9 protein-coding genes are annotated in these 10,398 nt (G+C 71.4%); 3 read left to right on the top strand and 6 right to left on the bottom strand.

The genetic code is table 11. The annotated features are described in order from the left end of the window. Positions 1 to 40 precede the first annotated feature (40 nt). Entirely contained in the window at positions 41 to 1,045 is a 1,005-nt protein-coding gene (locus tag AB0H87_RS31315) for a TerC family protein (protein WP_360153700.1), read from the bottom strand. Between the two features lie 341 nt (positions 1,046 to 1,386). Here AB0H87_RS31315 and AB0H87_RS31310 point away from each other — a divergent pair, with 341 nt between their 5' ends. After that, positions 1,387 to 1,683: an antibiotic biosynthesis monooxygenase gene (locus AB0H87_RS31310; protein WP_360153697.1), complete on the top strand. Its 297-nt coding sequence runs from the start codon at positions 1,387 to 1,389 to the stop codon at positions 1,681 to 1,683. A 290-nt stretch (positions 1,684 to 1,973) separates the two neighbouring features. Here the strand turns inward: AB0H87_RS31310 and AB0H87_RS31305 are convergent, their stop codons facing one another. Next, positions 1,974 to 2,807 (bottom strand): hypothetical protein, encoded by an 834-nt coding sequence (locus tag AB0H87_RS31305; RefSeq protein WP_360153694.1) that lies wholly within the window; start codon positions 2,805 to 2,807, stop codon positions 1,974 to 1,976. A gap of 43 nt (positions 2,808 to 2,850) precedes the next feature. After that, the gene (locus AB0H87_RS31300; RefSeq protein WP_360153691.1) at positions 2,851 to 3,372 is read right to left on the bottom strand and encodes a GNAT family N-acetyltransferase; all 522 of its coding nucleotides are present in this window, start codon (positions 3,370 to 3,372) and stop codon (positions 2,851 to 2,853) included. Between the two features lie 56 nt (positions 3,373 to 3,428). Here AB0H87_RS31300 and AB0H87_RS31295 point away from each other — a divergent pair, with 56 nt between their 5' ends. Next, positions 3,429 to 4,184, top strand: coding sequence for an SDR family oxidoreductase (locus AB0H87_RS31295; protein ID WP_360153688.1), 756 nt, complete (start codon positions 3,429 to 3,431; stop codon positions 4,182 to 4,184). Between the two features lie 93 nt (positions 4,185 to 4,277). Here the strand turns inward: AB0H87_RS31295 and AB0H87_RS31290 are convergent, their stop codons facing one another. Next, positions 4,278 to 5,087 (bottom strand): helix-turn-helix domain-containing protein, encoded by an 810-nt coding sequence (locus AB0H87_RS31290; protein WP_360153685.1) that lies wholly within the window; start codon positions 5,085 to 5,087, stop codon positions 4,278 to 4,280. Beyond that, positions 5,084 to 7,216: an excinuclease ABC subunit UvrB gene (uvrB, locus tag AB0H87_RS31285; protein ID WP_360153682.1), complete on the bottom strand. Its 2,133-nt coding sequence runs from the start codon at positions 7,214 to 7,216 to the stop codon at positions 5,084 to 5,086. Before uvrB ends, AB0H87_RS31290 begins: the two co-directional genes overlap by 4 nt. Before the next feature lie 331 nt (positions 7,217 to 7,547). On the opposite strand from uvrB, the gene AB0H87_RS31280 reads away from it, so the two are divergent. Continuing rightward, positions 7,548 to 9,152, top strand: a complete 1,605-nt coding sequence (locus AB0H87_RS31280) for a hypothetical protein (RefSeq protein WP_360153679.1) — start codon at positions 7,548 to 7,550, stop codon at positions 9,150 to 9,152. Here the strand turns inward: AB0H87_RS31280 and coaE are convergent. Next, positions 9,149 to 10,398, bottom strand: a 1,250-nt coding sequence (gene coaE / locus AB0H87_RS31275; protein ID WP_360153676.1) for a dephospho-CoA kinase, incomplete at its 5' end; no start/stop codon positions are given. The genes AB0H87_RS31280 and coaE overlap by 4 nt on opposite strands.

Here is a 10,398-nt window from a genome sequence, read left to right as displayed (position 1 = left end):
GGCCTGTTGGCCGAGGCGGCGCTTCTTACGTTCCCGGGGTCTAGCCGACGGTGGTCAGCTCGCGGTCCCGTCTTTTGTCGTGGGCGCTTTTGATGAGGCTCGCGACCGTCGCCACGGACAGGGTGCCGAGGATGACCGTCAGCGAGAGCCAGATCGGGATGTGCGGCGCCCAGCTGATGTGCTCGCCGCCGTTGAGGAACGGCAGGTTGTTGTCGGCCAGGGCCTCGAGCACCAGCTTCACGCCGATGAAGCCGAGCACGAACGCCAGGCCGATGTTGAGGTAGACCAGCCGGTCCAGTAGGCCGCCGAGCAGGAAGTACAGCTGGCGGAGACCCATCAGCGCGAACACGTTGGCGGTGAAGACCAGGTAGGGCTCCTTGGTCACACCGAAGATCGCGGGAATCGAGTCGAGCGCGAAGATCAGGTCGGTCGTGCCGATCGCGATCATGACGACGAGCATGGGCGTGAACAGCCGCTTGCCGGCGCTGTCGGTCGTCGTGATCTTCACACCGTCGAAGTCGCGGGAGAACGGCACGGCACGCCGTACCCACCGGATGACGATGTTCTCCTTGAAGTCCTCTTCTTCTGGTTCGCCCTGCCGCGCGAAGTTGATGGCGGTATAGACCAGGAACGCGCCGAAGATGTAGAAGACCCACGAGAACTGGCTGATCAGCGCGGACCCGGCGGCGATGAACGCGCCGCGCATCACCAGCGCCAGGATGATGCCGACGAGCAGCACTTCCTGTTGCAGATGCCGGGGCACCAGGAACCGCGACATGATGATCACGAAGACGAACAGGTTGTCGACCGACAGGCTGTATTCCGTGAGCCAGCCCGCGTAGAACTCGCCGGCGAACACACCGCCCGACGTCAGCCAGATGCCGAGGCCGAAGAGCAGCGCGAGACCGACGTAGATCGACACCCAGATGGTCGACTCTTTGATGCTGGGCTCGTGCGGACGACGTCCGATGATCAGCAGGTCCGCCAGCAGCACCGCGACCATCACCACGAGGGTGATGCCCCACACGAGTGGGGACACGTTCAAGTCAGGCGCGTTCAAATAGACCTCCGGCAGGCAGACCACATCGCCCGCGCGGCGACGTGCTGAGTCGTGACTGTCGGGAGGTCTCTTCCACCACCACGGCCTGGGTAGCCGGGTGACCGACGGTGCCGGGTCGACGCTCCGCTCACGCAGGGCGCCTTCCGTGTTGACGACAACGCCGCGGGGGAATACTCCCCTCCTCAGGCGCCATTCTCCCCCATCAGACCCGGTTTTGACACATCGATCACCGCGACTCGCCCGTGATCTGCTGCACCGTGACACACCGTGTACGCCGTCCTAGGATGTTATCGGTGCCTCAGCCGGATCATGGCAGGCTGTCGCGCATGATCCTCGAGGTTGCGCTGATCGATGTCCGCCCGGGCGAGGAGGAGGCGTTCGCCGCCGCCTACGGCAAGGCCCACCCGATCGTCCGGAGCACGCCGGGCTTCCGCTCGATCCGGATGACACGCGGGATCGAGTCACCGTCCCGGTTCGTGCTGCTGGTGGAGTGGGACTCGGTCGAGGCGCACCTGGAGAACTTCCGGGCGTCGGAGCGCTTCACGGAATGGCGCGCGCTGATCGGGCCGTACTTCGCCTCGCCGCCGGTGGTCGAGCACTTCACGGACGTGCCGACTGACTAATGCGGGGGTCGCGCTTCTCAGATCCGCTCGCACGACGGGACCGCCACGCCGGCCGCCTCACGGTCCGGTAGGGCCAGCCTGTTGTGTGGCCACGCCGCGGCCAGGAGCGGGACGGTGCCGACGTGTTCGGCCGACGCGGACCACCCGATCCAGCACCGCTGGCCGCCTGGGGATGGGCGCCGAGAACTACCGGCAGGGCGTTCCGCGAAGGCGGAGACCCGCTCGTTCGGGCCTGTCCAGACCTGGGGCCTGCTCGGCCGCCTCCAGCCCGCCACCGGGCGGCTGAGCGGTCAGACGCGGCCGCGCAGCCGGACGATGATGATGTCCTCGGACAGGCCCTCCAGATAGGCCGCCATATCCGCCCGCGTCCACGGCTGCGTCCGTCCGGCACGGTGTGGGCAGTCGTCGAGGCTTTCGCAGGATCCGTGCACCGGTGGATAGCCCAGCTCGACCCACCACCCGTCCAGCGTGAGAAGTTCGGACGGCCGGCGTGTCTCCTCGACCCTGCGGGCCACGTACTGCTCGCGGTCGAGTGAGAACCAGGGCAGGATCTCGGGCCACTGGCCGACCGCGCCGGCGGTGAAGAACAGCGCGTCGTGGAGGTGTCGCAGCAGGGGTTGCGCGCGGTACTGCCGCTCCGCTCGTCGCCGGCCTGGGTCAGGTGCGAACGGGATGCCGTCCGCGCCGACGACGACGGGCGGGCGAGGTAGCTGGTTCTCCGGCAAGGCCACGAAATGTTCCAGTGGCAGGGCTGCCGGCAGTTCCGCAGGTAGCCGGTGGAACAGGTCCCAGACCTGCGCCGCCGCGGCGGCCGCCTCGGCGCGCGGGCCGGCCAGGTCGAGAAGTCCGCGCGGGCCGCCCGCGCACATGCCGGGCAGGCTCGGTCGGGGTCCGTCGCGCCGATGCGCCTGGTCGTGAACGAGGCGGGGATCGTCCTCCTGACCCGGCAGGATCCGGAACCCATGGCCGTCGGACCCGCCCTCGACGGACCACCGGAACCACTGGTCCCGCTCGGGTGCGAAACCCTGCGCTGCCTCGAACGGCGCCATCGCCGTGTCGATCGCGGTGACGAGGTCCGCCGACGAATCGGGCGCGAGACACACGACGATGCTCAGCCCAGCCAACCGTTGTCCCCCCATAGCGATCCCAGGCGCCACCACTCCCGTTTCACGCGGCCCCGTGGGATGGCGAGCCCGGGTCGGCGGTTGGCGACAGGTCCAGGACGTGGTGCAGGGCCGGGCGGCCGGCGACGGTGATCTCGGCGGTCGGGCGGAAGCCGTTGCGGCGGAGGACCGTGCGCGAGCCCAGGTTTTCCAGGTGGGCCCCGGCGAAGAGCCGGTGCAGGCCGTACGCGGTGCGGGCCAGCTCGCAGATCTCGCCGACGGTTCTCGTCGCCAGGCCGCGGCCCGCCGCGTGTTCGGCCATCCGGAAGCCCAGGTCGGCCGTGCCGTCGGTGACGTCGATGAGGTTGAAGCGCCCGAGGACCGCGCCGTTGTCGTCGATCAGCAGGTGGAGATGGTGCAGGCCCGCCGCCTGTTCGGCGAGCAGTTCGGCGTGGCGCGCGGCGAACGTCGCGAAGTAGTCGTCGCCGCGGTCCGAGATGAAGCGCGCGAAGTACGCGCGGTTCTCGCGCTCGAACCGCAGCAGCTCGGTGGCGTGATCGGGGTCCAGGCGCTGCAGCGAGAGCATCGGGCCAGCCTAGAACGCGCGCGCGAGAAAGATCGACCTGTGGTTGGGTGGTCGGCGTGACGGAACGGGTGGCACTGGTGACCGGCATCAGCCGGCGGGTAGGTATCGGCGCCGCGGTTGCCCGGCGGCTCGCCGCCGGCGGGCACCGGCTGTTGTTGAGCGGGCTCCCGGCCTATGACGACGAGCAGCCCTACGGCGGCGATCCGGACGGCGTGGCGGCGATCATGGCGGGGTTGGGCGACCACCACTACTCCCCGGCCGACCTCTCCGACCCGGCCGCACCGGCCGCTCTGGTCCAGGGCGCGGTCGACCGCTACGGGCGGGTGGACACCCTGGTCGCCGTGCACACGTACTCGACCTCCAACACGTTCGGCGGCCTCGACGCCGCGGAGATCGACCGGCACATGGTCGTCAACGTCCGCGCGACGATGCTGCTCGTCGAGGCGTTCGCCGCGGCACACACCGCCGGCGCGGGGCGAGTCGTGCTGTTCTCCAGTGGCCAGCGTCTAGGGCCGATGACCGGCGAGCTGGCGTACGCCGTCAGCAAGGCCGCCGTGGAGAACCTGACCCGGCAGCTCGGCACGCTCCTGATGGCCCGCGGCATCACGATCAACTGCATCAACCCGGGCCCGACGGACACCGGCTGGGCCTCGCCCGCCGACCTGGCCGCCGTGGCGCAGCTTTTCCCGACCGGCCGGTGGGGCACACCGGACGACGCCGCCCGCCTGGTCGACTGGCTCTGCTCCCCGGATGCCTCCTGGGTCACCGGACAGGTCATCGATTCCGAGGGCGGCTTCAACCGCTACGCGTAGAACCCCAGGAGACGAGGCGCGGCCCTTCGAGCAATCGGCGCCGTACAACGCGCTGACCTGCGAGTGGCTCGGCCGCATGCCGACCGGGACCGGTCAGGCCGACATGGCCGGAGCGGGCAGGCGCGTCGGGGTCGAGCCGGAGAACGCCCGGAAGTCGCGGATCAGGTGGGCCTGGTCGTAGTAGCCGGCGTCCGCGGCGATCGCCGCCCAGCCGTCGGCGCCCGCGCGCCCGGACTGCCGGCGCGCCCGCTCGAACCGGACCAGCCGGGCGAGCACCTTCGGCGGCAGGCCGAGCTCCCGGCGGAAGACCGCGCCCAGGTGTCGGCGGCTCCAGCCCGCTTCCGCGGCGAGCGCCTCGACCGGGACCGCTCCCCCGGTCTGCCGCAGCCGCTGCCAGGCGCCGGACAACCGCGGGTCGGGCTCCGGCGTCGCCGCCAGGCGGGCGCCGAACACCCGGTCGAGCAGGGCGAAGCGGGCCTCCCAGCCGGAGGCGGCGGCGAGCCGCGCCGGCAGCGCGCGGACGTCGCGCAGGGTGCCGCCGTCGAGCTGGTCGACCGCCACCACCTGGTCGGCCACCTCGCCGAACGGCCGGCCCAGGATGCGGGCCGCGACCAGCGGGTCGAGCATCACCTGGATGCCCTCCGCCACCCCGGGCGCGTTGACCGTGTCGACGTAGCTGCCGGACAGGCCCGCCGCGAAGGACGTGACCGCGGTGGCGCCGCCGGCGGCGCCGCGGGGGTCGTGGACGTCGAGCGCCGCGCCCCACCCGATCACGAGGACGCACCGCGAGACCGCGACTTCGCGGCGGACGAGCGGTGCCGCGACCCGTTCGGCGTAGCCGACGTACGGGCCCACGGCCCGCCGAAGCGCCGGTGCCGGCGCGACGACGGTGTAGTCGATCACTTGACTCCGGCCACGTCCATGCCCCTCAGCTCCTTCTTGAGCTCGTGGACCTCGTCGCGGATGCGGGCGGCCAGCTCGAACTGCAGCTCCCGGGCCGCGGCCAGCATCTGGTCGTTGAGGTCCTGGATGAGCTGGGCCAGGTCGTGCCGGGCCATGCCCTCGGTCGACGTGCGCGACGCCGCCTTGCCCTTGGAGCGCGTCTCCGGGACCGGGCCCTTGCCGCGCGACATCTGGCGGCCCCCACCGCCGACGATCGCTCCCCCAGGGCCGTGGCCGCCGAGGGCGCCCTCGGTGTCTTCCGCCTCGCGGTAGATGTCGTCGAGGATGTCGTGGATCTTCTTGCGGAGCGGCTCCGGCGAGATGCCGTTGGCCTCGTTGTGTGCCACCTGCTTCGCGCGCCGGCGGTTGGTCTCGTCGATCGCCTCGGCCATCGACGGGGTGACCTTGTCGGCATACATGTGGACCTGGCCGGACACGTTTCGGGCGGCACGGCCGATGGTCTGCACGAGCGAGCGACCGCTGCGCAGGAAGCCCTCCTTGTCGGCGTCGAGGATCGACACCAGCGACACCTCGGGCAGGTCGAGACCCTCACGCAGCAGGTTGATGCCGACCAGCACGTCGTAGTCGCCCTTGCGCAGCTCGCGCAGCAGCTCGACCCGGCGCAGCGTGTCGACCTCGGAGTGCAGGTAGCGCACCCTTATGCCGTGCTCCAGCAGGTAGTCGGTCAGGTCCTCGGCCATCTTCTTGGTCAGCGTGGTGACCAGGACCCGCTCGTCCTTGTCGGTGCGTAGCCGGATCTCGTGCATCAGGTCGTCGATCTGGCCCTTGGTCGGCTTGACCACCACCTCGGGGTCGACCAGGCCGGTCGGCCGGATCACCTGCTCGACGAACTCGCCGCCGGCCTCGCGCATCTCCCACGGGCCCGGCGTCGCGGACAGGAAGACCATCTGGCCGACCCGCTCGAGCACCTCGTCGAACCGCAGCGGGCGGTTGTCGGCCGCGCTGGGCAGCCGGAAGCCGTGCTCGATCAGGAGCCGCTTGCGCGACGCGTCGCCCTCGTACATGCCGCCGATCTGGGGCACCGTCACGTGCGACTCGTCGATCACGGTGACGAAGTCGTCGGGGAAGTAGTCGAGCAGGCAGAACGGCGGGTCGCCGTAGGTGCGGCCGTCGATGTGCATCGAGTAGTTCTCGATGCCCGAGCAGAACCCGACCTGCCGCATCATCTCGATGTCGTAGGTGGTGCGCATCCGTAGGCGCTGTGCCTCGAGGAGCTTGTTCTGCCCCTCCAGCTCGCCCAGCCGCTGCTCGAGCTCGGCCTCGATGCCGCGGATCGCCCGGTCCATCCGCTCGGCGCCCGCCGCGTAGTGGGACGCCGGGAAGATGAACAGGTCGTCGACCTCGCGGATCACGTCGCCGGTCAGCGGGTGCAGGTAATAGAGCTTCTCGATCTCGTCGCCCCACAGCTCGACCCGGACGGCCAGCTCCTCGTAGGCCGGGATGATCTCGAGGGTGTCGCCCCGGACCCGGAACGTGCCGCGGGTGAACGACATGTCGTTGCGCGTGTACTGGATGTCGACCAGCCGCCGCAGGACCTGGTCGCGGTCGACCTCGGCACCGACCTTGAGCCGGACCGCCTGGTCGAGGTATTCGGACGGGGTGCCCAGGCCGTAGATCGCCGAGACGGTCGCGACCACCACCACATCGCGTCGGGTCAGCAGCGACATCGTCGCCGAGTGCCGTAGTCGCTCGACCTCCTCGTTGATCGAGGAGTCCTTCTCGATGTAGGTGTCGGTCTGCGGGATGTAGGCCTCGGGCTGGTAGTAGTCGTAGTAGGAGACGAAGTATTCGACGGCGTTGTTGGGCAGCAGCTCGCGGAACTCCTTGGCGAGCTGGGCGCAGAGCGTCTTGTTGGGCGCCAGCACCAGCGCCGGCCGCTGGAGGCGCTCGATCAGCCACGCGGTGGTCGCGCTCTTGCCCGTGCCGGTGGCTCCGAGGAGCACCGAGTGCCGGTCACCCTGCCGCACTCGGCGCTCAAGCTCGTCGATGGCCGCCGGCTGGTCGCCGGCGGGCTTGAACTCGCTGACGACCTCGAACCGGCCGTCGGTGCGGGGGATGTTCAGGGTCATGCCTGTAAAACTACGTCGGGGGTACGACATCTTCCCGATCGCCGACGGACGGTGCGTGATCGGCTTCGATATTGTCATTGTGTGCGATAGGTCACCGCGATACCGTTTGAGCGTAGGCCGCTCGCGGCGGCCGACCGGGAGCAATGACCGGGCCTCCACACCGGCCGGTCGTCCCCGGCGCTGTGGTTGCAGCCCCGGCACATCGTCCGGCGTGCGCACCCGACGCGGTCGCGCGATGCGCAGACCGGCCGCCGCGAGCGCCCTGAGCCACCTCCGGGGCACCGCGCGCTTCCACACGTCACCTCTGCCACGATCGGCCGTTCAACCACGCGTGACCCTTTCTCGTCGTCCCGCGGAAAAGCGGCGCATCGTCGCGTTGGTCGTGCTCTCCTGCCTCTCCCTCGGCTCGGTCGCCGGGCTGGTGGGCGGGCTGGTCTCCTGCGCACCGGAGGAACCCGCGGCGCAGGCCCGCCCGCTGTCCGCGGCCGAGGCGCAGCGCCTGGCCGAGATGCGGGTGACCAACTTCCGCGACGAGCGCACCGGCATCAACGCCACGTGGGGCGACGGCGCCACGCAGGTGAAGGTGGCCGGCTGGGTCGACTGGAAGAAGGCGCTGGCCTACCTGCGGGTCGGCGGCCCCGGCGCCGGTGACCAGCGCGGCCTGCTGCAGGCCGTACCCGGCGTGGTGGCGAACCGGCCCGCGACGGCCGGTGAGGCCGCCGCGGAGGCCGAGGCACCGCGGCCGAGCGACGCCACGAAGCCGGCGCCTCCGGTGGCCGAGCCGCCCGCGGACCCGCCGGCGGACGGCTGGCGGTTGCGCACCTGGACACCCACGGGGCAGAAGGCGACCCCGCTGGACACGTTCCTGTCGTTGGTGTTCCTGATCGCGAGCACCAAGCCGGACCAGGCGGACCTGCTGGCGAAGACCGACGCGCGCTGGGTGGGTCAGGACCGCATCGGGGGTACGGCGGTCGACGTGCTGCTCGGCCCCGCGGTCCCGCCGCAGCCGCTGCCCACCGTGAAACCGCGACCCACGCCGAGCGCGACCGCGTCCGTGCAACCCGAGCGCGCCCCGTCGAACAGCGCGAGCCCCAGCCCGAGCCGCACCGCTCCCCCGACCGCCCTCAACGAACTGGGGGGCGCCGTCCGCTACTGGCTGGACACCAGCGCACCCAAGCTGCGCCGCTTCGAGGCCCTCCTGCCCGGCAACCTCTCGTTGCGCGTCGACCTGGACCGCGCCGAGCGCCCTGAGGTCAACGCCCTCGCGGCGTTCGGCGGCGACACGATCGCGCCGCGCAAGCCGACCAAGACCGAGTCCGCGCTGCTGGCGAAGATGCGCGAGCGCAACTACGAGCGCGGCGGGGCGAAGATCACGGTCAGCGTGCCGACGGTGCCGGTGGCCGACCTGCGCGGCGGCGGCTGGCTGGACTGGCGCGCGGCGGTCGGCTACCTGGCCGTGTACGACACCCGCAAGGCGACCGACGTCGCGGTGCTGCGGCCCAGCGTCGAGGGGATGTCGTTCCAGACGAAGGCCGGGAAGAAGATGGACACACCGCCGATTCCCCCGCCGTACGACGGATGGACCTTCCAGTCCTGGACCGAGCGCACCGATGCCCACGGCGGGCTCGACATCGACCTGCTGCTGGGCGAGGCGATCGCGGCGGCCGCGCCGGGGCGGGACACCGCGAGCTTCTTCGAGGACAGCGCGTCGTTCCTGCGCAAGGACACCGTCGACGGGGACCCGGTGACCGTCTTCGAGATCGCCAAGGCCGCCGAGCAGGGCATCATCGGCCGCGGGCAGGCCCGCATGCGCTACTGGGTGGACAAGAGCGGCGCGCTGCGGCGGCTGGAGGCGCGTACCCGATCAGGCACGTTCGCCCAACTCGACCTCGCTGACGGCGAGGTGCCCAGCCTGCCGACGGGCCAGTTGGGTTAGGCCTGCCAGCCGGTCCGCGCCGCCCAGGCGTCGGCGCGGGCGTAGAGGTCGTCGAAGAACGGCTCCTTGGCGTCGATGTAGTCGCCGATCGGCCGGCCCGCGTTGGCGCGCTTCACGCTGGTGTACGCGTCGCGGTCAGCGGCGTCGGCGCGCAGGTGGTCGCGGAGCAACAGGGCCGTCCGCCAGCCCGGCGACCCGGCCGCCCGCAGGTGCAGGTTGACCCGGCGGCCCGGGTCGGCGTTGGCGTGCATCCGCTTCTCCCACGGCCCGGCGTCCGGCGGCTTGGGCCGGTCCTGGTAGACGCCGGGCTTGCGCGGGAAGCCCGCCGCGGTCAGGGTGTCGGCCAGCCCGTCGGCCTCGGCCATCGAGTCGACGGTCAGCATGATGTCGATGACGTCCTTGGCGGCCAGGCCGGGCACCGCGGTCGAGCCGATGTGGTCGATCCGGTGCGGGCCGACGCGGTGGACAACCCGGGCGGCCAGCCGCTCGTACTGCGCGGCCCAGGTCGGGTCGTAGTCGACCAGGGTGGCCAGCGGGTCCTTGTCGGCCCAGCGGGCGGTGCGGACGTTGCGCTCGAACGGGACCAACCGGTCGGTCCAGAGCGCGTCGACGGCCGCTTCGAGGGCGCTCGGCGGGCCGCTGTTGTCCAGGACGACGTCGGCGGCCGCGCGCCGGGTCGCGTCGTCGATCTGCGCCGCGATCCGGGCGGTCGCGTCGTCGGTGGTCATCCCGCGGGCGTGGACCAGCCGCTCGACCCGCAGATGAGGCGCCGCGTCGACGACCACCACCAGGTGGTACGCGGGTGCTAGGCCGGTCTCGACCAGCAGCGGCACGTCGTTGACCACGATCGCGTCGGCGGGCGCCGCGTCGGACAGCTCGGCGCTGCGGGCGCGGATCAGCGGGTGCAGGATGCCCTCGAGGCGCTTGCGGGCGGTCGGGTCGGCGAACACGACGCGGCCGAGCGCGGGCCGGTCGAGGGCACCGTCGGCGCCGCGCACCACGGGCCCGAACGCCGCGACGACCTCGGCGAGCCCGGGCGTGCCGGGCTCGACCACCTCGCGGGCCAGCCGGTCGGAGTCGATCACCACCGCGCCGTTGGCCGCGAACCGCGTCGCCGCCGCGCTCTTGCCGGCCCCGATCCCACCGGTCAACCCCACACGCAACACGTGCACGAGGCTACGTGATCGCAACTCGTTGACGCCCTGGCGCGAGCGCGGGTCGTTCCGGCAGGCGCGGCAGTAGTCGC

Source organism: Asanoa sp. NPDC050611, from assembly GCF_040654855.1.
GTDB lineage: Bacteria > Actinomycetota > Actinomycetes > Mycobacteriales > Micromonosporaceae > Asanoa.
This window is presented reverse-complemented; position numbering and strand designations above follow the sequence as displayed.

What these genes read in the sequence shown, in the direction of transcription:
- AB0H87_RS31310 (WP_360153697.1), top strand. Translation starts at nt 1,387, where the DNA reads ATGATCCTCGAGGTTGCGCTGATCGATGTCCGCCCGGGCGAGGAGGAG.
- AB0H87_RS31300 (WP_360153691.1), bottom strand. Translation starts at nt 3,372, where the DNA reads ATGCTCTCGCTGCAGCGCCTGGACCCCGATCACGCCACCGAGCTGCTG.
- uvrB (WP_360153682.1), bottom strand. Translation starts at nt 7,216, where the DNA reads ATGACCCTGAACATCCCCCGCACCGACGGCCGGTTCGAGGTCGTCAGC.